The organism is Streptomyces sp. SLBN-31, assembly GCF_006715395.1.
Lineage (GTDB): Bacteria > Actinomycetota > Actinomycetes > Streptomycetales > Streptomycetaceae > Streptomyces.
The window spans coordinates 1877257-1900703 of the sequence record NZ_VFNC01000002.1 but is presented as its reverse complement, the minus strand read 5'-3'; the positions used below and the strand labels follow the sequence as shown (position 1 = coordinate 1900703).

Genomic DNA, 23447 nt, shown 5'->3' with positions numbered 1-23447 from the left:
GGACCATGTGAGAAATCAGACAACCGTAACGGCCCGCACCCGTTACCTCACTCAGCGTCCGGACCGTAGACCTCGACCCTGTCCGAAACCCGCCGCACATGGATGCACTCGCCCGGACACTCCTTCGCCGAGTCCACCACATCCGTCAGAAGCGGCAACGGAACAGGCGTTGCAGCACCCTTGTCCTGCAACAGCTCCTCGGCCGGGCCCTTCACGTACGCCAGACCGTCGATGTCCAGCTCGAACACTTCCGGCGCGTACTGCGCACAGATCCCGTCGCCGGTACACAGGTCCTGATCGATCCAGACCTCCAGCTCCTCGCCGCCGGCCACGGCCTCCTGCTGCACGCTCATCTCTCCTGCCGTTTAGAAGTCGAGCCGACGGGAATCGGGCCAGCTCTGACGGGTGTTGGACACTGTGACCCTACCTCCGGCAGCTTTCCAATCATGTTCGGTGGGTATTCCCCTGGCGTGAGGGAGAGCGCAAGGGTGAAGATCGGACACACCCCGACCGTCTTTGTGATCTAGGGGTTTCAATCGACACCCACCCAGGTAGGGTCTGGAAGCGTCCAGCTCCCCTTGGAGGAGGTGAGGACCGTGGCAGCCCACGACGACGACATGAACCGCGGCATCCGCCCGGGACGCGGGTCCGACGACCCGGCCGGGCAGATTGCCTACCTTGAGCAGGAGATCGCCGTCCTGCGACGCAAGCTCGCCGACTCTCCGCGACACACGAGGATTCTCGAAGAGCGGATCGTCGAGCTGCAGACCAACCTGGCCGGCGTGTCCGCCCAGAACGAGCGACTCGCCAACACACTCCGTGAGGCCCGCGACCAGATCGTGGCCCTCAAGGAGGAGGTCGACCGGCTCGCACAGCCACCGGCCGGCTTCGGAGTCTTCCTCGCGGCGAACGAGGACGGCACCGCCGACATCTTCACCGGGGGCCGCAAGCTCCGGGTGAACGTCAGCCCCAGCGTCGACCTCGAAGAACTCCGGCGCGGCCAGGAAGTAATGCTCAACGAAGCGCTCAACGTGGTCGAGGCCATGGAGTTCGAGCGCGCCGGGGACATCGTCACCCTCAAGGAGATCCTCGAGGACGGCGAACGCGCCCTGGTGCTCGGGCACACCGATGAGGAGCGGGTGGTACGGCTCGCCGAGCCACTGCTGGACGTGAACATCCGCCCCGGTGACGCCCTGCTGCTCGAACCCCGCTCCGGCTACGTCTACGAGATCATTCCCAAGAGCGAGGTCGAAGAACTCGTCCTCGAAGAAGTACCGGACATCGGCTACGAGCAGATCGGCGGTCTCGGCGGCCAGATCGAGGCCATCCGCGACGCCGTCGAGCTCCCCTACCTCTACCCGGACCTCTTCAAGGAGCACGAGCTCCGCCCGCCCAAGGGCGTACTGCTCTACGGCCCCCCAGGATGCGGCAAGACACTCATCGCCAAGGCCGTCGCCAACTCGCTGGCCAAGAAGGTCGCCGAGGTCACCGGCCAGGCCGCCGGCAAGAGCTTCTTCCTCAACATCAAGGGCCCCGAACTCCTCAACAAGTACGTCGGCGAGACCGAGCGGCAGATCCGCCTCGTCTTCCAGCGTGCAAGGGAAAAGGCCAGCGAGGGCACACCCGTCATCGTCTTCTTCGACGAGATGGAATCCCTCTTCCGCACCCGCGGCTCCGGTGTCAGCTCCGACGTCGAGAACACGATCGTCCCCCAGCTGCTCGCCGAGATCGACGGCGTGGAAGGCCTGCAGAACGTGGTCGTCATCGGCGCCTCCAACCGCGAGGACATGATCGACCCCGCCATCCTGCGCCCCGGCCGCCTCGACGTGAAGATCAAGATCGAGCGCCCGGACGCCGAGGCCGCCAAGGACATCTTCGGCAAGTACCTCACCGAACGCCTCCCGCTGCACGCCGACGACCTCGGCGAACACGGCGGCAGCAAGTCGACCACCGTCGAAAGCATGATCCAGACCGCGGTCGAGCACATGTACGCGGAATCCGAGGAGAACCGCTTCCTGGAGGTCACCTACGCCAACGGTGACAAGGAAGTCCTCTACTTCAAGGACTTCAACTCCGGCGCCATGATCGAGAACATCGTCGGCCGCGCCAAGAAGATGGCGATCAAGGACTTCCTCGACCACAACCAGAAGGGCCTGCGCGTCTCCCACCTCCTCCAGGCATGCGTGGACGAGTTCAAGGAGAACGAGGACCTGCCCAACACCACCAACCCGGACGACTGGGCCCGAATCTCCGGAAAGAAGGGCGAACGGATCGTCTACATCCGTACCCTCATCACCGGAAAGCAGGGCGCCGACACCGGACGCTCCATCGACACGGTGGCGAACACCGGTCAGTACCTGTAAAGACAGGGCGGCTGCGGGTGCCCTCACCGGGGTACCCGCAGCCGACTGTTTTTCAGGCAACCAACCGGAACCAAGGCGAGCAAGGCAATGACGCAAATGATCTCCCCACCAGCGCAAAGCCGTTCTAGGCTCTTCGGTACCGCCGAGTCGCGCAGTGCGGGGACGGGCACCGCACACGCACCGGAGCGCCAGCGGTACTTGAGCGGCGTCCCCGACCGAGGGCGCCGCCGGGCAAGGAGGGCCGCATGACCGTACGGCGAGTAATGGGCATCGAGACGGAGTACGGCATCTCCGTCCCCGGCCACCCCAACGCCAATGCCATGCTCACCTCGTCCCAGATCGTCAACGCCTACGCGGCGGCGATGCACCGGGCCCGCCGGGCCCGCTGGGACTTCGAGGAGGAGAACCCGCTGCGGGACGCGCGCGGCTTCGACCTCGCACGAGAGGCCGCCGACGCCAGCCAGCTCACCGACGAGGACATCGGCCTCGCCAACGTGATCCTCACCAACGGCGCACGGCTCTACGTCGACCACGCACACCCCGAATACAGCGCACCCGAGGTCACCAACCCCCGCGACGCCGTCCTCTGGGACAAGGCCGGCGAGCGGATCATGGCCGAGGCCGCCGAACGCGCGGCCCAGCTGCCCGGGGCGCAGCCGATCCACCTCTACAAGAACAACACCGACAACAAGGGCGCCTCCTACGGCACACACGAGAACTACCTGATGAAGCGGGAAACCCCGTTCTCGGACATCGTGCGCCACCTCACGCCCTTCTTCGTCTCCCGCCAGGTCGTCACCGGCGCCGGCCGCGTCGGAATCGGCCAGGACGGCCACGAACACGGCTTCCAGCTCAGCCAGCGCGCGGACTACTTCGAGGTCGAGGTCGGCCTGGAGACCACCCTCAAGCGCCCCATCATCAACACCCGCGACGAACCGCACGCCGACGCCGAGAAGTACCGCCGCCTGCACGTCATCATCGGCGACGCGAACCTCTCCGAGATCTCCACCTACCTCAAGCTCGGCACGACCGCCCTGGTCCTGTCCATGATCGAGGACGGTTTCATCGCCGTCGACCTGGCCGTGGACCAGCCCGTCCGCACCCTCCACCAGGTCTCCCACGACCCGACCCTCAAGCGCCTGGTCACCCTCCGCAGCGGCCGCACGCTCACCGCGGTCCAGCTCCAGATGGAGTACTACGAGCTCTCCCGCAAGTACGTCGAGGAACGCTACGGCGCCGACGCGGACGAGCAGACCAAGGACGTCCTCTCCCGCTGGGAGGACACCCTCAACCGCCTGGAACACGACCCCATGAGCCTGGCCGGCGAGCTGGACTGGGTCGCCAAGCGCGAGCTCATGGAGGGCTACCGGCGCCGCGACGGCCTCGACTGGGACGCCGCCAAGCTCCACCTCCTCGACCTCCAGTACGCGGACGTACGGGCCGAGAAGGGCCTCTACAACCGCCTGGGGGCCCGCGGCCGCATGAAGCGACTCCTGGACGAGAGCGAGGTCGAGCGGGCCCGCACGAAGCCGCCGGAGGACACCCGCGCCTACTTCCGCGGACGCTGCCTGGAGCAGTACGCCGACGACGTCGCCGCGGCCTCCTGGGACTCCGTGATCTTCGACCTCCCGGGCCGGGACTCGCTCCAGCGTGTTCCAACCCTCGAACCGCTTCGCGGAACGCGAAATCACGTCAAGGAGCTCCTCGACCGCTGCCGCACCGCGGAAGACCTGGTCAGGGTGCTATCGGGCGGCTGACCGGGTACCCGGGCGGCCTCCGCCGGGCAGGGTGGAAAGTCCGCCGTCCGGGAATCATCGAGGTGGTCCTCGTACGTTGGAGAAACGCAGGGCCATTGTCAGACCCGGCTTGTAGGGTCTGATCATCACCGATCGGCAGGAATGCCGACCTGTCGACCATGTCGGGCGAACTGAGCGGGGTGAGGGTCATGGCAACCAAGGACACCGGCGGCGGCCAGCAGAAGGCGACGCACTCGACCGAACAGGCCGAGGAGCAGACGACCGAAGCACAGGGCTCGGAGGACCTGAAGGAACGACACGAGAAGCTGAGCGACGACGTCGACTCGGTTCTGGACGAAATCGATGATGTCTTGGAAGAGAACGCCGAGGATTTCGTTCGGTCATTCGTTCAGAAAGGTGGCGAGTAGCCTTCAGATCGAAGGCTGCGGAGGCCTGGGGACTTGGCAATCGAAGAAGGCGGGAAGTGCTGCGTGCGGTGCGGTGAGACCAAGCCGCTCGCGGCGTTCGCTCGCAGACGGTCCAACCTGGATGGCCGGCAGCGACGCTGTCGAGACTGCGCAGCGGACTATCACCGGACGCGTCAACAGAACTTGGGGCGGAAGGTGCGCCCCAAGATGGAGGTCCCGGAAGGGCACAAGTTTTGTCTGAAGTGCGGTGAGGTCAAGCCGTGGAGCGAGTGGCACCGCAACGCGACGGCCTCGGACGGGCTGTCCACGCGTTGCAAGGCGTGCCGAGCGGTCGAAGGCCGAGCGCGGCATCTCAAGCGCCAGTATGGCCTCACCGAAGCTGACCGTGACGAGATGGTCGCCGGTCAGATGGGGTTGCGCGTGATCTGCCTGAAGGCGCCAGCCGTTCATGTGGATCACTGCCACAAGACGGGTAAGGTCCGAGGCGTACTGTGCTTCAACTGCAATTCGGCCATCGGCAAGTTGGGTGACGATCCCGACGCCGTCCGCCGGGCCGCCGCTTACTTGGAAGGAATCGCGTGGAAGCCAACACTCGTAGCACCGGGCGTCTACCAGCTGCCTTCCTGACGCCTGGGTCCTCGTCCTTCATGGACTTCCTGTCGGAGCACCAGCCCGAGATGCTGCCCGGCAACCGTCAACTGCCGCCCACCCAGGGCGTGATCGAGGCGCCGCACGGCACCACGATCGTGGCCGTGACGTTCCCGGGCGGTGTCGTGCTGGCCGGTGACCGTCGGGCCACCATGGGCAATGTGATCGCCCAGCGCGACATCGAGAAGGTTTTCCCCGCCGACGAGTACTCGGCGGTGGGCATCGCCGGCACCGCCGGTCTCGCCGTGGAGATGGTGAAGCTGTTCCAGCTGGAGCTGGAGCACTTCGAGAAGGTCGAGGGCGCCCAGCTGTCGCTGGAGGGCAAGGCGAACCGCCTGTCGACCATGATCCGCTCCAACCTGGGCATGGCGATGCAGGGTCTGGCCGTGGTGCCCCTGTTCGCCGGTTACGACGTGGACCGGGAGAAGGGCCGGATCTTCTCCTACGACGTCACGGGCGGCCGCAGCGAGGAGCACGGCTTCGCGGCCACGGGCTCCGGTTCGATCTTCGCGCGCGGTGCCATGAAGAAGCTCTTCCGTGAGGATCTGACCGAGGAGCAGGCCACCACGCTGGTGGTGCAGGCCCTGTACGACGCGGCAGACGACGACTCGGCGACCGGTGGTCCCGATGTCGCCCGCCGGATCTATCCGATCGTCACCGTGATCACCGAGGACGGTTTCCGCCGGCTCACCGAGGACGAGTCCTCCGAGATCGCCCGCTCGATCCTGGCGCGGCGGCTGGAGCAGCCCGACGGTCCGCGGGCCGCGCTGCTGTAGCGGCGGCCGGTCTTATCAAGGTGATCCAGTTGACCTCGACAGAAAGGGACGGATAACCGGTGTCGACGCCGTTCTATGTCTCCCCCCAGCAGGCCATGGCCGACCGGGCGGAGTACGCCCGCAAGGGCATCGCGCGCGGCCGCAGTCTGGTCGTGCTCCAGTACGCCGACGGCATTGTCTTCGTCGGTGAGAACCCGTCCCGTGCGCTGCACAAGTTCAGTGAGATCTACGACCGGATCGGCTTCGCGGCCGCCGGTAAGTACAACGAGTACGAGAATCTGCGGATCGGTGGTGTGCGCTACGCCGACCTGCGTGGTTACACCTATGACCGGGCCGACGTGACCGCGCGCGGTCTGGCGAACGTCTACGCGCAGACGCTGGGCACGATCTTCTCCTCGGCGGGCGAGAAGCCGTACGAGGTGGAGCTGGTCGTGGCGGAGGTGGGTGAGACGCCGGAGGGTGATCAGATCTACCGGCTGCCGCACGACGGTTCGATCGTGGACGAGCACGGTTCGGTCGCGGTGGGTGGCAACGCCGAGTTGATCAGCAATTATCTGGATCAGCAGCACCGGGAGGGCATGACCCTCGCGGAGGGGCTCAAGCTGGCCGTGCAGGCTCTGTCCCGTGAGTCGAACGGTACGCAGCGGGAGATTCCCGCGGAGCGTCTGGAGGTCGCGGTGCTGGACCGTACGCGTCCGCAGGCGCGTAAGTTCAAGCGGATCGTGGGCCGTCAGCTGGCCCGGCTTCTGGAGGTCGACGGGGCGTCGACCGAGGCGGAGAGCAGCACCGAGGGTGAGGGTCCGGACGAGGAGTAGTCCGGTCCTGCTCAGTCCTTTGTGTGCCCCGGCCGCTTGTGCGGCCGGGGCACACGGCGTTCAGGAGGCGCCTGGGGGCGCTGTGGAGCCTCGTACGACCAGTTCGACGGGGATGTCGCCCGCGTCCGGTGTGTGGCCGTCGAGGACGGCCAGGAGGGCTTGCATGCCGCGTTCGCCGACGGTCTCGGCGTCCAGGCGGACGGTGGTCAGTTCGGGTTCGAGGGCGGTGGCGAGGGCGAGGTCGTCGAGGCCGGTGACGGAGATGTCGTCGGGGATGCGCAGGCCGAGGCGGCGGATGGCCTTGTAGGCGCCGGCCGCGAGTTTGTCGTCGTCGCAGACGAGTGCGGTGGGGTGGGGGCCCGGTTCGGCGAGGGCGGTCGTGGTGGCGGTGAGTGCGGCCTCGATGGAGAGGGCGGAGTGGGCCGTGCGCACGGATGTGCCGGGGGTCGTGGCGAGGCGGTCGGCGAGTTCTCGTGCGCGTACCTCGAAGGTCCAGGAGGGCACGTCGGCGGCGAGGTGCAGGAAGGTGCGGTGGCCCTGGGCGAGGAGATGTTCGGCGACCTGGCGGACGCCGTCGGTGATGTCGAGGTTGACGGTGGCGGCGCCGAGGCTGCCGTCGGGGTCGCTGTCGAGCATGACCAGGGGGAGTTGTTCGCCGCGGATCTCGGTGAGGGCGTCGGCGGCCATGGAGGAGGCGATGACGCCGTCCAGGGCGGCCTGGGCGGAGGCGAAGGGGTCGCGGGCGGGGCCGATGCCGGCGGGGGAGGGGTAGAGGACGACGCCGAAGCCGTGGCGGGCGGCGATGCGGGCGGCGCCGGTGTAGACGCCGGCGAAGAACTCGTTGGTGAGGGCGGGGACGACGAGGAGGACGGTGCGGGTGCGGCCGAGGCGGAGGTTGCGGGCGGCGAGGTTGGGTCGGTAGCCGAGGTCGCGGGCGGCTTCGCGTACGCGTTCGGCGGTGGCGGCGGAGACCCGGCCGCGCCATTTGTCGCCGAGGACCAGGGAGACGGCGGCCTGGGAGACGCCGGCGGCCTGGGCGACGTCTCGGCTCGTGGGGCGGGTGCTGCCTCGTGGCACCGTCGGCCTGCTCCTTCGTGTGGACTGGTGAACAGCGCTCATGGTACGTATGGGAGACGACGTTATACGTAAAACTTGGAGGCGGGGCATGGCCGCGGGATACCTGGAGATCCTCAGGGCGCGGCATGCCGCGCGCCTGTTGGCGGGCACGTTGGTGGGCCGGCTGCCCAATGCCACCGCGGCCATCGCGATCGTGCTGTTCGTGCGCGCGGAGGGCGGCACGTACAGCCTGGCCGGTGGGCTGGCGGCGGTGTACGGGGTGGCCAACGCGGTGGGGCAGCCGGTGCTCGGGCGGCTGGTGGACCTGCACGGGCAGCCGCGTGTCCAGTTGCCCGCCGCGCTCGCCTCGGCCCTCGCCATGGCCTGCTTCGCCCTCATGGGCACCGATCCGCTCGCGCCGGCCTACGCGTGCGTGGCGGCCGCCGGGCTGTTCACGCCGCCTCTGGAGGGCGGTCTGCGGGCTCTGTGGCCGAGTGTGCTGGGGCGGGAGGAGCAGGTGCACACGGCGTACGCGATGGACGCCGTGGCGCAGGAGGTGATGTTCGCCGCCGGGCCGCTGCTGGTGACGCTGTGCGTGTCGCTGTGGTCGGCCGGGGCGGCGCTGGTCGTGGTGAACGTGATCGGGGTTCTCGGGGCGCTGTCGGTGGTGGTGTCGCCGCCTTCGCGCGCGTGGCGGTCGGCGCCGCGTGAGGCGCACTGGCTCGGCGCGCTGCGCTCGCGGGGGCTGCTGGCGCTGCTGGCGGCGTTCCTGTTCGTCGGCATGGCGCTGGGTTCGATCACGGTGGCCTCGGTGCCGTACGCCGACGAGCACGGCGGGGACGCGGTGTACGGCTGGATCATGGCGGCGATCGGGCTGGGGGCGCTGATCGGCGGGACGGTGTACGGGGCGCGGCGGTGGACGGGGGAGCCGGCGCGGCGACTGCAGGTGCTGGTCGCTCTTCTGGCGGTGTGTTACCTGCCGCTGATGCTGATGCCGGGTGCCGTGGCGATGGTGTTGCTCACGGTGGTCGCCGGGTTGTTCCTGGCGCCGGTCATCGCATGCGCGTTCGTACTGGTGGACCGGCATGCGCCGAGGGGGACGGTCACCGAGGCGTTCTCCTGGATCGTGACGACGTTCACGGTCGGGGCGTCGGTCGGAACGGGCCTGGCGGGTCCGGTCGTCGAGGCGGGCGGGGCCATGTGGGGGTATGCCGTCCCGGGTGCGGCGGGGGGTGTGTCGCTGCTGGTCCTGCTGGCCACCGGGCGGGTCCTCGCAGCTCCCGGCGGGGCGCGGGTAGTTGCGGCTTGTTCGGAAAATGATCCAAACCGTGCCGTCGAACCCCGTTTCAGCTCAGGGGATCGGGCGTAATGTTCAGTCATGGACCGCCGCATTTTCGGGCTGGAGAACGAGTACGGCGTCACATGTACGTTCAGGGGACAGCGCCGCCTGTCTCCCGACGAGGTGGCGCGGTACCTCTTCCGCCGTGTCGTGTCATGGGGCCGCAGCAGCAATGTCTTTCTGCGAAACGGCGCCCGCCTCTATCTCGACGTGGGCTCACATCCGGAATACGCGACACCCGAATGTGACAACGTGACCGAACTGGTCACCCACGACAAGGCCGGCGAGCGCATTCTGGAAGGGCTTCTGGTAGACGCCGAACGACGCCTGCACGAGGAGGGAATCGCGGGCGACGTCTACCTCTTCAAGAACAACACCGACTCGGCGGGCAACTCCTACGGGTGCCACGAGAACTATCTCGTGGCCCGGCACGGGGAGTTCTCCCGGCTGGCGGACATCCTCATTCCGTTCCTGGTCACCCGCCAGCTCCTGTGCGGGGCGGGCAAGGTGCTGCAGACGCCGCGCGGTGCGGTGTACTGCGTCAGCCAGCGGGCCGAGCACATCTGGGAGGGCGTCTCCTCGGCGACGACCCGCTCCCGGCCCATCATCAACACCCGCGACGAACCGCACGCGGACGCCGAGCGCTACCGCCGGCTGCACGTGATCGTGGGCGACTCGAACATGTCCGAGACGACCATGCTGCTGAAGGTCGGGGCCACCGACCTGGTGCTGCGCATGATCGAGGCGGGCACCGTGATGCGCGACCTGACCCTGGAGAACCCGATCCGGGCGATCCGCGAGGTCAGCCACGACATCACCGGCCGGCGCAAGGTGCGCCTGGCCAGCGGCCGGGAGGCCTCCGCGCTGGAGGTGCAGCGCGAGTACTACGAGAAGGCCGTGGACTTCTGCGAGCGCCGCGGTATCCGCACCGGCACCGTCGAGCAGGTCCTGGAGCTGTGGGGCCGCACGCTGGACGCGATCGAGGCCGAGGACCTCGACCGCATCGGCACCGAGATCGACTGGGTGATGAAGTACAAGCTCATCGAGCGGTACCGGGCCAAGCACAACATGACCATGTCCCACCCGCGGGTCGCGCAGATAGACCTCGCCTACCACGACATCCACCGCCGTCGTGGCCTGTACTACCTGCTCGAGAAGAAGGGCCAAGCGGCCCGTATCTGCAACGACTTGAAGATCTTCGAGGGCAAGTCCGTTCCCCCGCAGACCACTCGGGCCCGGCTGCGCGGCGACTTCATCCGCAGGGCCCAGGAACAGCGCCGTGACTTCACGGTCGACTGGGTCCATCTCAAGCTCAACGACCAGGCGCAGCGCACGGTGTTGTGCAAGGACCCGTTCCGGTCGGTCGACGACCGGGTGGAGAAGCTGATCGCGGGAATGTGAGTTATGTGAGCAACCTGTTCCGGTGAAAGACCGGAACGCAACGCGGGCGCCGTACGTTTTCAGTGCGGCGCCCTTCTCACGCCGTAGAGTTGCGCGCACGCCAGTCCACAAGATCGACCGATACGAGGCCCCCACCGTGCGCCGACGCTCACTGCTCATCGCCGTCCCCGCAGGATTTGCCACGCTCGCCGCGTGCGGCGACGACAACAAGTCCGACTCGGCCAAGGCCAGCGACAGTGCGTCGCCCTCCGCCTCGGCCACGTCCGCCGCGCCGCCGCCGAAGATCGTCGACGGTCCGCTGCCGGCGGTCACCGCGGGCACGAAGTTCGGCGAGAAGCCGACCGTGGCCAAGGGCACCGGCGATCCGTCGAAGCAGCTCGCGGTGAAGACGCTGATCGCGGGCAGCGGCAAGACCGTCGCGGAGAACGACTACATCCAGGCCCACTACCTGGGTCAGATCTGGGACACGGCGAAGGTCTTCGACAACTCCTACGACCGCAAGACGGCGCTGCTGATCCAGCTGGCGCAGGGCAGCATCATCGACGGCTGGCGCTATGCGCTGGCGGGCAAGAAGGTCGGCAGTCGCGTCCTCTTCTCCGTGCCGCCGACCTGGGGGTACGGCACGTCGGGCAACTCGCAGGCGGGCATCAAGGGCACCGACACGCTGGTGTTCGTCGCCGACATCCAGAACACGTTCAACGCGTCGAGCTCGGCGAAGGGCAAGAACGTCGCGCAGAGCGACGCGAGCCTGCCCAAGGTCGGCACCAACACCGACGGCAAGGCGCCCTCGATCGATGTGCCCAAGGGCGACGCGCCGACGAAGCTGGTGGCCAACTACGTCATCGAGGGCGACGGCGAGGAGGTCAAGGCCGACAGCAGTGTCCTGGTGCAGTACAAGGGCGTGCTGTGGGACGGCGGCAAGGAGTTCGACTCGACGTACGGCCGCAAGGCGCTGACGTCGTTCTCGCTGCAGCAGGTCGTCAAGGGCTGGGCGCAGGGCCTGACCGGCAAGAAGGTCGGCAGCCGCGTCCTGATCGTTGTGCCGCCGAAGCTGGGCTACGGCGACAACCCGCCGCCCAACAGCGGCATCAAGAAGGACTCCGTGCTGGTCTTCTCCGTCGACATCCTCGCGAAGATGTAGCGTCCGCGAGGTGTAAGACTGTGACTGTTGCCTTTCCGACAAGCAGGAGCTGAAAGACGTGAGCATCGAGAAGCCCGAGATCGACTTCCCGGGCGGCGAGCCCCCGGCGGACCTCGAGATCAAGGACATCTGGGAGGGCGACGGCGCCGTTGCGCAGGCGGGCCAGACCGTCACCGTCCACTACGTGGGCGTGGCCTTCAGCACCGGTGAGGAGTTCGACGCCAGCTGGAACCGCGGTACTCCGTTCCGTTTCCCCCTGGGTGGCGGCCGCGTCATCAAGGGCTGGGACCAGGGTGTGCAGGGCATGAAGGTCGGCGGCCGTCGTCAGCTGACCATCCCCGCCCACCTCGCCTACGGCAACCAGAGCCCGACGCCGGCGATCAAGCCGGGCGAGACGCTGATCTTCGTCGTCGACCTGCTCGGCGTCTGATCGTCGTACGCTTTCGATCACGGTCGTAAGGGATCGGTTGACGGTCCGGTCGTCGTGCGGCGACCGACCGGACCCGATCACCTGGGGTCCATGCCTGCCCGGGCATGGGCCCTCGGCTTTTGCCGCGCCACTTCGGGGCGGTACGGTCATCGTCGTAAAGGACCATAGGGAGGCGAAGGGCGTCGATGGCCATTGCCAAGGCCGAGCGGCTGATGAACCTGGCGCTGTGTCTGCTCGGGACGCGGCGGCCGCTCAGCAAGCGCGAGCTGCGTGAGTCCATCGAGGCGTATCTGGAGGCCAACTCGGAGGACGCCTTCAGCCGGATGTTCGAGCGCGACAAGGACGATCTGCGCGAACTCGGCCTGGTCATCGAGACGGTGGAGAACCTCGACGGCGAGGTCGGCTACCTGGCCCGCCGCGACAGCAACCGGCTGCCCCCCGTCACCCTCGACGCCGAGGAGGCCGCCGCACTCGGCCTGGCGGCCAAGGTCTGGCAGCAGGCCCGGCTCGCCGGTGCGGCCAGCGGCGCCCTGCAGAAGCTGCGCGCGGCCGGCCTGCCCGAGGACTTCGACCCGTACGAGGCCCACGGCGCCCTGGAGCCGCGCATCCCGGTGCACGAGGCCGCGTTCGAGCCGCTGATGCTGGCCTGCCGCGACCGCCGTTCCGTCGCCTTCGACTACCGCAAGGCCAACGCCGCCCGTCCCGAGCCCCGGCACGTGGAGCCGTGGGCGCTGGAGTGCTGGCGCGGCCACTGGTACCTGGCCGGTTTCGACCGCGACCGGGGCGCCGAGCGGGTGTTCAGGCTGTCGCGTATCACCGGCAAGGTCCGCAGCCGCGGCGGCCGCTTCACCGCCGAGGTCCCCGATGTCGTCACCGTGCGTGAGACGGTCGCGAGCTGGGCGGGGGAGACCGCCGACCGCTCCGCGCTGATCCGGCTGCGCTCGGGCGCGGGCTACCCCCTGCGGGCGAAGGCCACCTCGGTGCGGGAACTCGGCGACGGCTGGGACGAGTTGGAGATTCCGTACGGGCACGGGCTGGACGCCTGGCTGGTGGAGTTCGGGCCGGACGTGGTGGTGCTGGAGCCGGCCGAGCTGCGCGCGGACGTGGTGGACCGGCTGCGTGCCGTGGCCAAGGGCTGAGGGGGAGCGGAGCTAAGCAGTGGCAGGCAAACCGGTCAGGCCCGTGAACGCCATCGACCAGACCCGACGGATGCTCTCCCTGGTGACGTATCTCAAGGAGCGCCCGGGGGCCCGGGTGGAGGACGTCGCGCGCGCCTTCGGCATCAGTGAGGACGAGCTGGTCTCCGACCTCGACGTGCTGCCCATGTGCGGCACCAGCTTCCGGGGCGGCGACCTGCTCGACATCGACACCGACGGCGAGCGCATCTGGTGGCACAACCCCGACGACGTCGCCGAGCCGCTGCGGCTGGCCGCCGACGAGGCGACCGCGCTGCTGGTGGCCGCCCGCGCGGTGGCCACGCTGCCCGGCCTGCGCGAGGGCGACCGGCAGGCGCTGCTGCGGGCCACCGCCAAGGTGGAGACGGCGGCGGGCGAGGCGGCCGGCGCCAGCTCCCGCCTGTCGGTGACGTTCGAGTCCGAGGGCGGGGTCTTCGCGGACGTCGACCGGGCCATCTCCGAACGGCGCCGGCTGTGGATCCGCTACTACTCGCCGGCCCGCGACGAGGTCACCGAGCGGGAGATCGACCCCATCCGCCTGGTCAGTGTCGGGCACACCTATGTGGAGGCGTGGTGCCGCCGCTCCGAGGCGCGCCGCACCTTCCGGCTCGACCGGGTCGCCGAGATCAAGATCCTCGACGAGCCGTCCGCGCCGCCCGAGATGGAGCTGCGGGACCTCTCCGAGGCGCTGGTGCAGCCGGCCGCCGAGGACCCGGAGGTCGTCATCGAGGTCGGTCCGGGCGGTCGCTGGGTCGCCGAGTACTACCCGCACGACAGCGCGGATGAGCTTGCGCACGGCGGGCTGCGTATCACTCTGCGGACCCCCGATCCGGCCTCGCTGCGACGCCTGGCCCTGCGGCTCGGGCGCGACGGCCGGATCGTGTCGCCGCCCGACCTGGCGGACAGTGCCCGCCAGGCGGCCCGCGAGGCGCTGCTGGCGTACGACGGGGCGGGGGCGGTCCACGACGAAGGGCGACTGCCGTACCAGGAGCCGTACGACCGGCGGGAGTGAGCTCGCCGGACGCGCCGGTGTCCGGGGGCGCGCGGGTCCGACGGGTGAGCACGGCTGCCGCTTCGGCACCGGCCGGGCGCCCCGGAGGCGAACGACCAGGAGAAGGGGAGCAGGAGCTTTGACCGAGTCGTCGGTGTCTGGTGTGCAGGGGATGTCGGTGGCAGCGGCCTTCGCGGGGATGAGAAGCGTGTCGGCGGTGATGTTCAGGGCGGGCTGCCCGGACTGCCGGAACAGCTTCGAGCTCACCGCGAGCGCCCTGCGGCTCGCCATCGGCGCCACCAGCCGCAACACCTTCTACTCCTTCACCTGCCCCGACTGCGGTGCCTCGGTCCGCAAGCCGGCCGGGGAGCGGATCGTCGAGCTGCTGACCGGCGGCGGTGTGCGCACCCTGCGGCTGCACACGCCTAGAAAGGTCTAGGCTCGACGTCATGTTCTGGCCGATGTTCGCGGTAGCTGTGGGTTTCCTGGGTCTCGCGGTGCTCGGGGTGTTCGCCGTGCGGGTGTTCCTGGAGGCGCAACGGCTGGGTCGACAGGTCAGTGACTCTGCGCGCCGTATCAACCGGGCCGCGGAGGACCTGGAGCGCGCCGCCGTGAGCACCGCACGCGCTGTGGATTCCCTGTGAGTGGCGCTGTGCGAAGGGTGTGAGTCCTGCGCCGTAGGCGTTTTGGGTCACTTCGGCCTGTCACCCGGGCCGCACTGGCGGGTACGCTGCTGGTCGCGGACCGGAGAACGAGGCCCGGGCCGCGGACGGGAGTACGCACGGGGATTGCCTCACGTTCACCCCCGAGCGTTACGATCGCTGCCAGCACGATCGATCGGACAACTGTCCGACCGGTCGGACAGCATCCCACCCCCAGCCGCCTCGGTGAGAAGGTAAAGACTTATGTTCGGAAGGCTCGGCGCCCCCGAGATCATTCTCATCCTCGTCGTCGTCATCCTGCTGTTCGGCGCGAAGAAGCTTCCCGACATGGCGCGCTCGCTCGGCAAGTCCGCTCGCATCCTCAAGAGCGAGGCGAAGGCGATGAAGGAGGAGGGCAGCGGCACGGCCACGCCGGCCGGCCCGCCGAACAACGGTGAGCAGCCCCCCGCCCAGCGCACCATCCAGGCCGCCCCAGGCGACGTGACCAGCTCGCGCCCCGTCACCGAGCCGACGGACACCACCAAGGCCTGATGCAGGGCCGGACGCCTCCGGCCTGCCGCACGAGATGAGGACGTGGGTTGCCCAAGTCTGCCCGCAAGCAGGAGAAGGATCCCGAGGGGCGGATGCCCCTTGCGGATCACCTTCGTGAGCTCCGCAACCGGCTCGCGAAGGCCATGCTGGCCATCGTCGTCGTGACGATCGTCGCCGCCTTCTTCTACAAGAACATCATCGAGTTCTTCACGAACCCGATCCTCAACGCCGTTGGTTGCAAGTCGACGCTGTCCGAGCTGGCGGTGCGGCGCAGCGGGACGTGCGCCCGCATCGTGCTGAACGGTCTGCTGACGCCGTTCACCCTGGCCCTGAAGGTCTCCCTGATGGCCGGCGTGATCTTCGCGGCGCCGGTCTGGCTGTACCAGCTCTGGGCGTTCGTGGCACCGGGACTGCATCGCCACGAGAAGAAGTACGCGCTGGCCTTCGTCGCCACAGGGTTCCCCCTGTTCCTCGGGGGGGCCTTCTTCGCGTACAAGACCCTTCCCACCATGGCGAAGGTCCTGCTCGGCTTCTCGCCGGCGGACCTCGACAACCAGCTGCCGCTCGACGATCTGCTGGACCTGATCGTCCGCATGGTGCTGGTCTTCGGTCTCTCCTTCGAGCTGCCCCTGTTCCTGGTCATGCTCAACCTGACCGGCGTGCTCACCGGCAAGCGCATGATCGGCTGGTGGCGCGGCATGATCATGGGCATCACGGTCTTCGCCGCCGTGGCGACACCCAGCACCGACCCGCTGACCATGCTGGCGCTCGCCGGGCCGATCTGGGTCCTGTACTTCGGCGCGAGCCTGTTCTCCCTCCTCAACGACCGCCGCAAGCGCCGCCGCGAAGAGGCCGGGCCCGCCGACGACGAGGCCTCCGACCTCGACCTCACCCCGGAGGACATCGGCGAGGTGGAGGTCGTCTCCGCCAGCCGGGCCCTTCCCGAACAGGCGAGCACGGACCGGGTCAACGGGTACGACGACGTGACCTGAGCGCTCACCCCACACTGCACGAGAGGTGTCCGAGTCCCCTGGGACCGGGCACCTCTCGGTGTTTGACGGCCGGGGTTCCGGATAATGATCGTCCTGTTGTCAGTGGGGCCCGGTACGCTCGAAAGCACGATGACAGAGGACCTCTCACCGGCCGAGCGGTATGCGGCTGCCCGTAGGCGCGCTGCCGAGCAGGCCACCGCGCTCGCCTCCTTCCGCGAGATGTACGACTTCGGCCTGGACCCCTTCCAGATCGAGGCCTGCCAGGCACTCGAATCCGGCAAGGGGGTGCTGGTCGCCGCGCCCACCGGCTCGGGCAAGACGATCGTGGGCGAGTTCGCCGTCCACCTGGCCCTGTTGCAGGGCAAGAAGTGCTTCTACACGACACCCATCAAGGCGCTGTCGAACCAGAAGTACGCCGACCTCTGCCGCCGTTACGGCGCGGCGAAGGTCGGCCTGCTCACCGGCGACAACAGCGTCAACTCCGACGCGCCGGTGGTCGTGATGACCACCGAGGTGCTGCGGAACATGCTGTACGCGGGCTCGCAGACCCTCCTCGGGCTGGGCTACGTGGTCATGGACGAGGTGCACTACCTCTCCGACCGCTTCCGCGGAGCGGTGTGGGAAGAGGTGATCATCCACCTTCCCGAGTCCGTGACCCTGGTGTCCCTGTCGGCGACCGTCTCCAACGCGGAGGAGTTCGGCGACTGGCTCGACACCGTCCGCGGCGACACCGAGGTGATCGTCTCCGAGCACCGGCCCGTGCCGCTGTTCCAGCACGTGCTGGCCGGGCGGCGGATGTACGACCTCTTCGAGGAGGGCGAGGGCAGCAAGAAGGCCGTCAACCCCGACCTCACCCGGCTGGCGCGGATGGAGGCCAGCCGGCCGTCGTACCAGGACCGCAGGCGCGGGCGCGCCATGCGCGAGGCCGACCGGGAGCGGGAGCGGCGGCAGCGGTCCCGGGTGTGGACACCGGGGCGGCCCGAGGTCATCGAGCGGCTGGACGCCGAGGGCCTGCTGCCGGCCATCACCTTCATCTTCAGCCGTGCCGCCTGCGAGGCGGCCGTACAGCAGTGCCTGTACGCCGGACTGCGGCTGAACGACGAAGAGGCGCGGGAGCGGGTGCGGGCGCTCGTGGAGGAGCGCACGGCGTCCATCCCTTCCGAGGACCTCCATGTCCTGGGCTACTACGAGTGGCTGGAAGGTCTCGAGCGCGGTATCGCGGCCCATCACGCGGGCATGCTGCCGACGTTCAAGGAGGTCGTCGAGGAGCTGTTCGTACGCGGCCTGGTGAAGGCCGTGTTCGCGACCGAGACGCTCGCGCTCGGCATCAACATGCCCGCACGCTCGGTGGTGTTGGAGAAGCTCGTCAAGTGGAACGGCGAGCAGCACGCCGACATCACGCCCGGTGAGTACACCCAGTTGACGGGTCGTGCGGGGCGGCGCGGCATCGATGTCGAGGGACATGCCGTGGTGCTGTGGCAGCGCGGGATGAGTCCCGAGCATCTCGCGGGACTCGCGGGCACGCGTACGTATCCGCTGCGCTCCAGCTTCAAGCCGTCGTACAACATGGCCGTCAACCTCGTGGAGCAGTTCGGGCGGCACCGCTCGCGCGAGCTGCTGGAGACGTCCTTCGCACAGTTCCAGGCCGACAAGTCGGTCGTGGGGATCTCGCGGCAGGTGCAGCGCAACGAGGAGGGGCTGGAGGGCTACAAGGCCTCCATGACCTGCCACCTCGGGGACTTCGAGGAGTACGCGCGCCTGCGGCGCGAGCTGAAGGACCGGGAGACCGAGCTGTCCCGGCAGGGAGCGGTACAGCGGCGCGCGGAGGCCGCGGTGGCGCTGGAGAAGCTCAAGCCCGGCGACGTCATCCACGTGCCGACGGGGAAGTACGCGGGACTGGCACTGGTGCTGGACCCGGGGCTGCCCGCCGGGCGGTCCAACGGACACCGCGGCTTCGAGCACCACGACGGGCCGCGGCCGCTGGTGCTGACCGCCGAGCGGCAGGTCAAGCGGCTGGCGTCCATCGACTTTCCGGTGCCCGTCGAGGCGTTGGAGCGGATGCGGATCCCCAAGTCCTTCAACCCGCGTTCGCCGCAGTCGCGTCGGGACCTGGCCTCCGCGCTGCGCACCAAGGCCGGGCACATTCCGCCGGAGCGGGCCCGCAAGAAGCGGTCGCAGGCGGCCGACGACCGGGAGATCGCACGGTTGCGGACCGCGATCCGGGCACATCCGTGCCATGGCTGCAACGACCGTGAGGACCACGCCCGTTGGGCCGAGCGTTACCACCGGCTGCTGCGGGACACCTCGCAGCTGGAGCGGCGGATCGAGGGGCGTACGAACACCATCGCCCGCACCTTCGACCGGATCGTCGCCCTGCTGACCGAGCTCGACTACCTGCGGGCCGACGAGGTCACCGAGCACGGCAAACGGCTCGCCCGGCTGTACGGCGAACTGGACCTGCTGGCCAGCGAGTGTCTGCGGGCCGGGGTCTGGGAGGGGCTCACCCCCGCCGAACTGGCCGCCTGCGTCTCGGCGTTGGTGTACGAGGCGCGGGTCGGTGACGACGCGATGGCGCCGAAGCTGCCGTCCGGCAAGGCCAAGGCCGCACTCGGCGAGATGGTGCGGATCTGGGGGCGGCTGGACGCCCTGGAGGAGGAGTTCCGGATCACGCAGACCGAGGGGGTCGGGCAGCGGGAGCCGGATCTCGGGTTCGCCTGGGCCGCGTACATGTGGGCCTCGGGCAAGGGGCTGGACGAGGTGCTGCGCGAGGCGGAGATGCCCGCCGGCGACTTCGTACGGTGGTGCAAGCAGGTGATCGACGTGCTCGGGCAGATCTCGGCTGCGGCTCCCGTCTCCGGCGGCGAGGCCTCTTCCACGGTCGCGAAGAACGCCCGCAAGGCCGTCGACCTGCTGCTGCGCGGGGTCGTGGCCTACTCGTCGGTGGGGTGACCGGCACGGCGGCGTGAGTGGCACGGTCCCGGTGCGGGGCCGCCGGGCTGTGGTCTCACCTGCTGAGGGTGAGGCGCGGCCCGACCCGGGTGGGGCTTGATGAACCCGGGGCCGGGAAGGGAGCGACGCCATGACGACACTCGGGCCGGTGCAGCTGGTGACCTTCGGGTTCGGTCCGGACGCCAAGTTCGAGGGCCGTGTGCTCGAGGAGTTGGCGGCACTGGAGGCCAGTGGACAGATCCGCGTCCTGGACGTGCTGTTCCTGCGGAAGGAGAACGACGGCCACGTCACGGTCGTCGACTACCGGTCCGAGGGCATGGGCGAGACGCTCGCGGCCCTGCTGGGCCTGGGCCCGGGCCCGGCCCTCGCGCAGGCGCCCGGCGTGGCGGGGGAGTCCGAGCCGCCCGGCGTGGCGGGGGAGGACGAGCCCGGCACCAAGCGGTTCGGGTTCACCCCGGACGATCTCAAGACGCTGTCGGAGGAGCTCCTGCCGGGTACCGCGGCGGGCTTCCTGCTGCTGGAGCACCTGTGGGCGAGGCAGTTGCTCGAAGCCGTCCGGGAGACGGGAGGCCGACCCCTCGCGGAAGGCTTCCTGACGGCCGAGGCCCTCGCACCCGTGATGGCCGAACTCCGAGCGGCTACCGGGACCTCCGAGGGGCCTACCGCCCCCCGGTAGGCAGACCTCAGGCTGCTGCTGTTCGGCGTGAGCGGTGGGAGGCCAGGCGGCCCAGGGCGAGTCTCGTCACCCGGGGCCAGTCCGAGGGGCCGCCGCCGGTCGGGACGCCGGGGCGATGGCGCGGTACCACGACCCGCAGCGCGGCGGGTGCCGAACGGCACACCACGGGGGTCGGCAGCATGACGTGCTCCCCGTCGATACCGACCGCGACGGTCTCGGTGTCCGCCTCGACGACGACCTCCTCGGCGTCCAGCCGCACGACCGACCCGGAGCGAGGGCCTCGTACCAGACGAGCCGCCTGGACGGTGTTGTCCACGCGCACGCACAGCACGCCCAGACGCCCCGAGTCCAGCCGCTCCCGGCGCCCCGGGTGCGCCGAGTCGACCGCCCGCCGATAGGGGTTGTTGCTGACCAGCAGCGCCTGCAGCCCCTCGGCCCGGGCGGAGCCGGCCCGCATCCGCAGCGTGGCGGCGTCCTTGCCGGTGAGCAGGCCGGGAAGGGACTGCAGAGCCGTGTGCACCTTGGCGTCCCGGTAGGCGGGGTCGGCGACCACGGAGGCGTACGTGCCGAAGGAGGCGTTGTTGACGAACACGCGGTCCGCGGCGAACCCGAGGTCCACCCGGATCTCGACACCGTCGGTCAGGGCCTGCAGGGCCGCCGCGGGATCTTCCCGGTCCAGGCCCAGGTCGAGGGCGAAGTGGTTGCGGGTGCCGGCCGGGATCACGGCGAACGGCACGTCGTGCCGGGCCGCCACCTCGGCCACCAGGGCCTGCGTGCCGTCGCCGCCCGCCACCGCGAGCAGGTCGGCTCCCTCGGCGACGGCCCGGCGCGCGAGGTCCACGACCTCCTGTCCCGCGTCGAGCAGGACCACCTCGGCGCCCGCCGCCCGCGCCTTCTCCACGAGGTGGAACCGGCCCACCTTGCCGCCGCCGGAGCGGGGGTTCATCACGATCCAGGGACGGCGGGGCGCCGCGGCCGGCTCCACCTTCCGGGCGCTGTGGGAGGGAGCCAACGCGGTGTGCGCCGCCGCGACGGCCAGCACCCACAGGGCCAGCGACAGACACGCCGGCCCCAGCATCCCGGAGGCCGCGTACAGGGCGAGCACCGTCAGCGGCGCCGCCACCGACAACAGCACCCCGAGCACACGAAGGACCCCGGCGTGGGCCAGCGTCCACCACGCACCGACGGCGGCGAGAGCGAGGCCCGCCAAGCCGACCAGCAGCCACAGCACGCTGCGCAGACCGGCGACGACCAGCGGCACGAGAACGCTGCCCAAAAGGGCGAGCAGGGCGACCCGCGCCCGGACGACGCGGCCGGCGGGCGCCTTGGCGGGCGCGCCCGCCGGCCGTGCCGTGCTCGTACCCGGGTCGCGGTGTCGTCCCATCTCCCCGCCTCCCCCGACGGGCACGGACGGGGGCCGCCCGTCACGTGCCGTGCCGATGTGTGCCGGAGCGGATCAGATGTCGTGCCCCGGGTGGTCGAACATCGCGTTGGGGTCCTCACGCCGGACCACGCACAGGGCCCAGATCACGAAGCCCGAGAAGGCGATCATCACGACCGACCAGACCGGGTAGTACGGCAGCGACAGGAAGTTGCCGATGATGACGAGTCCGGCGATGGCCACGCCGGCGACCCGTGCCCAGGTGGCCGTCGCGAACAGCCCCAGGCTGACGATCACGGCGACCGCGCCCAGGGCGAGGTGGATCCAGCCCCAGCTGGTGAGGTCGAACTGGAACACGTAGTTGCGCGTGTTGACGAAGACGTCGTCCTCGGCGATCGCCATGATGCCCCGGAAGATGTCGAGGATTCCGACGAGCATCAGCATGACGGCGGCGAAGGCCATCAGCCCCTGTGCCCAGTTCTGCTTCGTCGCGTGGGTGCGAGTGGGTTGCGTCGCGGTCATCGTGGACACCTCGTTTCGATCGGTCCGGTGCGCTCAGTGCTGGGAGCCGGCGCCCACACCGGGGCTCGACGTGGCTCCGTGGCCGCTGAGGACCATGTCCTTGGCCCTGGCGAATTCCTGGTCGGTGATGTGACCGCGGGCGCGGATCTCGGACAGCCGGGCGAGCTCGTCCACGCTGCTGGACCCGCCTGCGGCGGTCTTGCGGATGTAGGAGTCGAACTCCTGCTGCTGCGCCTTTGCCTGTGCCACCTCACGGCGGCCCATGTTCTTGCCGCGGGCGATCACGTAGACGAACACCCCGAGGAAGGGCAGCAGGATGACGAACGCCAGCCAGCCGGCCTTGCCCCAGCCGCTCATGTCGTCGTCACGGAAGATGTCGACGACGATGCGGAACAGCAGGACGAACCACATGATCCACAGGAAGAACCACAGCATGGACCAGAAGACGCTCAGCAGCGGGTAGTCGTACGCGAGGTACGTGCTCATGACTCTCCTCCGTTCCGGGCGGGTGCCCGGCCGCATGTCTCTGCGTTTCTCAGCGTGCCCACGGCAAGCACTCGGCGGCTTCACCCGGGAGGGGTGAGACCCGCGCGACCTGGTGTGCCGCGCGATCTCAGGTCGTCGTGGTGGGCTGCGGGCCGCCGGTGACGCCCGACCTGCGCAGCGCCGCCCGCCAGGCGAAGGCGAGTCCCAGTTCGACCAGACCGAGCAGGACGAGCCACAGGCCGAGCAGCCGGGTCAGCGCACGCGCCGACTCGGTCGGCAGGGCCAGGACCACCACGCCGGCGAGGATGCCGATCACCGCGGCGCCCAGCACGAAACCCCGGTGCGGCAGGTTCTCGGCGGTGATCGCCGTGAAAAGGGTGAGGATCCCGGACACGAGCCAGACGACCCCGACGACCAGCGACAGCGCGGCGATCGTCTGCAGCGGGTTGCGCAGGCACAGGACCCCGGCCAGTACATACAGCACGGCCATGAGCAGCCCGGCGAGCCGTTCCCCCGCCCCCTGGCCGGCGAACAGCCCCACGAACCGGAACGCCCCGTGCACCAGCAGGTACAGGCCGATGAGGACGGCCAGGACGTGCAGCGTCTCGTCCGGCCAGACCAGCACCAGCACACCCGGCACGAGCGTCGCGATCGCGGAGGCCAGGATCCAGGTCCAGGAGCGGCCCAGCTCCTCCAGCGCCCGCGCGGCCCCGTCCGCCTGGCCGGGAACCGCTCCGTCCGGGCTGCGCACCTGACCGGTACGCGGGTTCTGACCGAGCGGAATGGTCATGGCTCCTCCTCGCACGATCGAGCGGAGCGTCGCCGGACCGCCGCCGAGGCGGTGGGCGGGGAGCTCTGGGGGCCAGCGTCCCCCGCACCGGTGGCCGCCGGGTCACCCGTCCCGGGTGATCCGCCGCCACCGCCGTGCCGATGGGCTTGAGGTCTCGTA

24 protein-coding genes are annotated in these 23447 nt (G+C 69.4%); 18 read left to right on the top strand and 6 right to left on the bottom strand.

What is annotated here, in order from left to right:
* Window positions 1-47: 47 nt before the first annotated feature.
* A complete protein-coding gene (locus FBY22_RS28750) occupies window positions 48-353 on the bottom strand; it encodes a ferredoxin (RefSeq protein WP_142150797.1) in 306 nt (101 codons plus the stop codon).
* 243 nt (window positions 354-596) lie between these two features.
* Here FBY22_RS28750 and arc point away from each other — a divergent pair, with 243 nt between their 5' ends.
* From arc to prcA, 6 genes are all read left to right on the top strand, one after another.
* Window positions 597-2363 carry a proteasome ATPase gene (gene arc, locus FBY22_RS28740; protein ID WP_142150794.1) on the top strand — a complete coding sequence of 589 codons (1767 nt, stop codon included), beginning with the start codon at window positions 597-599 and terminating at the stop codon, window positions 2361-2363.
* 245 nt (window positions 2364-2608) lie between these two features.
* Window positions 2609-4120 carry a depupylase/deamidase Dop gene (gene dop, locus FBY22_RS28735; protein ID WP_174267282.1) on the top strand — a complete coding sequence of 504 codons (1512 nt, stop codon included), beginning with the start codon at window positions 2609-2611 and terminating at the stop codon, window positions 4118-4120.
* A 188-nt stretch (window positions 4121-4308) separates the two neighbouring features.
* The gene (locus FBY22_RS28730; protein ID WP_142150792.1) at window positions 4309-4527 is read left to right on the top strand and encodes a ubiquitin-like protein Pup; all 219 of its coding nucleotides are present in this window, start codon (window positions 4309-4311) and stop codon (window positions 4525-4527) included.
* A gap of 33 nt (window positions 4528-4560) precedes the next feature.
* Window positions 4561-5154 (top strand): endonuclease VII domain-containing protein, encoded by a 594-nt coding sequence (locus FBY22_RS28725; RefSeq protein WP_142150790.1) that lies wholly within the window; start codon window positions 4561-4563, stop codon window positions 5152-5154.
* Window positions 5106-5951, top strand: a complete 846-nt coding sequence (prcB, locus tag FBY22_RS28720) for a proteasome subunit beta (protein WP_142150787.1) — start codon at window positions 5106-5108, stop codon at window positions 5949-5951. The genes FBY22_RS28725 and prcB overlap by 49 nt, the downstream gene beginning before the upstream one ends.
* 59 nt (window positions 5952-6010) lie before the next feature.
* The gene (gene prcA, locus FBY22_RS28715) at window positions 6011-6766 is read left to right on the top strand and encodes a proteasome subunit alpha (protein ID WP_142150785.1); all 756 of its coding nucleotides are present in this window, start codon (window positions 6011-6013) and stop codon (window positions 6764-6766) included.
* A 60-nt stretch (window positions 6767-6826) separates the two neighbouring features.
* Here the strand turns inward: prcA and FBY22_RS28710 are convergent, their stop codons facing one another.
* Window positions 6827-7843: a LacI family DNA-binding transcriptional regulator gene (locus FBY22_RS28710; protein ID WP_174267281.1), complete on the bottom strand. Its 1017-nt coding sequence runs from the start codon at window positions 7841-7843 to the stop codon at window positions 6827-6829.
* 88 nt (window positions 7844-7931) lie between these two features.
* On the opposite strand from FBY22_RS28710, the gene FBY22_RS28705 reads away from it, so the two are divergent.
* The 12 genes from FBY22_RS28705 to FBY22_RS28650 all read left to right on the top strand — a co-directional run bounded on the left by FBY22_RS28705 (window position 7932) and on the right by FBY22_RS28650 (window position 20109).
* A complete protein-coding gene (locus tag FBY22_RS28705; protein ID WP_142150781.1) occupies window positions 7932-9191 on the top strand; it encodes an MFS transporter in 1260 nt (419 codons plus the stop codon).
* 9 nt (window positions 9192-9200) lie between these two features.
* Window positions 9201-10562, top strand: coding sequence for a Pup--protein ligase (gene pafA / locus FBY22_RS28700; RefSeq protein WP_028801611.1), 1362 nt, complete (start codon window positions 9201-9203; stop codon window positions 10560-10562).
* Window positions 10563-10698: 136 nt separating this feature from the next.
* Window positions 10699-11703, top strand: a complete 1005-nt coding sequence (locus tag FBY22_RS28695) for an FKBP-type peptidyl-prolyl cis-trans isomerase (protein ID WP_142150779.1) — start codon at window positions 10699-10701, stop codon at window positions 11701-11703.
* 58 nt (window positions 11704-11761) lie between these two features.
* Complete coding sequence (locus tag FBY22_RS28690) at window positions 11762-12133, top strand: FKBP-type peptidyl-prolyl cis-trans isomerase (protein WP_142150777.1); 372 nt, start codon at window positions 11762-11764, stop codon at window positions 12131-12133.
* Window positions 12134-12318: 185 nt separating this feature from the next.
* Window positions 12319-13272 carry a YafY family protein gene (locus FBY22_RS28685; protein ID WP_142150775.1) on the top strand — a complete coding sequence of 318 codons (954 nt, stop codon included), beginning with the start codon at window positions 12319-12321 and terminating at the stop codon, window positions 13270-13272.
* A gap of 19 nt (window positions 13273-13291) precedes the next feature.
* A complete protein-coding gene (locus FBY22_RS28680) occupies window positions 13292-14320 on the top strand; it encodes a YafY family protein (RefSeq protein ID WP_260845201.1) in 1029 nt (342 codons plus the stop codon).
* A gap of 118 nt (window positions 14321-14438) precedes the next feature.
* Window positions 14439-14738, top strand: coding sequence for a hypothetical protein (locus FBY22_RS28675; RefSeq protein WP_142150773.1), 300 nt, complete (start codon window positions 14439-14441; stop codon window positions 14736-14738).
* Between the two features lie 10 nt (window positions 14739-14748).
* Window positions 14749-14943, top strand: coding sequence for a hypothetical protein (locus FBY22_RS28670; protein ID WP_142150771.1), 195 nt, complete (start codon window positions 14749-14751; stop codon window positions 14941-14943).
* Between the two features lie 261 nt (window positions 14944-15204).
* Entirely contained in the window at window positions 15205-15492 is a 288-nt protein-coding gene (gene tatA, locus FBY22_RS28665; protein WP_142150769.1) for a Sec-independent protein translocase subunit TatA, read from the top strand.
* Window positions 15493-15539: 47 nt separating this feature from the next.
* Window positions 15540-16484, top strand: coding sequence for a twin-arginine translocase subunit TatC (tatC, locus tag FBY22_RS28660; protein WP_142150767.1), 945 nt, complete (start codon window positions 15540-15542; stop codon window positions 16482-16484).
* An 84-nt stretch (window positions 16485-16568) separates the two neighbouring features.
* Entirely contained in the window at window positions 16569-19433 is a 2865-nt protein-coding gene (locus FBY22_RS28655) for an RNA helicase (RefSeq protein ID WP_142150754.1), read from the top strand.
* 130 nt (window positions 19434-19563) lie between these two features.
* Window positions 19564-20109: a DUF1269 domain-containing protein gene (locus tag FBY22_RS28650; protein WP_142150753.1), complete on the top strand. Its 546-nt coding sequence runs from the start codon at window positions 19564-19566 to the stop codon at window positions 20107-20109.
* 7 nt (window positions 20110-20116) lie between these two features.
* Here FBY22_RS28650 and FBY22_RS28645 read toward each other — a convergent pair whose 3' ends face one another.
* The 4 genes from FBY22_RS28645 to FBY22_RS28630 all read right to left on the bottom strand — a co-directional run bounded on the left by FBY22_RS28645 (window position 20117) and on the right by FBY22_RS28630 (window position 23288).
* Window positions 20117-21493, bottom strand: coding sequence for a diacylglycerol kinase family protein (locus tag FBY22_RS28645; RefSeq protein ID WP_142150751.1), 1377 nt, complete (start codon window positions 21491-21493; stop codon window positions 20117-20119).
* Between the two features lie 72 nt (window positions 21494-21565).
* Complete coding sequence (locus tag FBY22_RS28640; RefSeq protein ID WP_142150749.1) at window positions 21566-22012, bottom strand: hypothetical protein; 447 nt, start codon at window positions 22010-22012, stop codon at window positions 21566-21568.
* Between the two features lie 33 nt (window positions 22013-22045).
* The gene (locus tag FBY22_RS28635) at window positions 22046-22498 is read right to left on the bottom strand and encodes an SHOCT domain-containing protein (protein WP_142150747.1); all 453 of its coding nucleotides are present in this window, start codon (window positions 22496-22498) and stop codon (window positions 22046-22048) included.
* A gap of 127 nt (window positions 22499-22625) precedes the next feature.
* Window positions 22626-23288, bottom strand: a complete 663-nt coding sequence (locus FBY22_RS28630; RefSeq protein WP_142150745.1) for an HdeD family acid-resistance protein — start codon at window positions 23286-23288, stop codon at window positions 22626-22628.
* Window positions 23289-23447 lie beyond the last annotated feature (159 nt).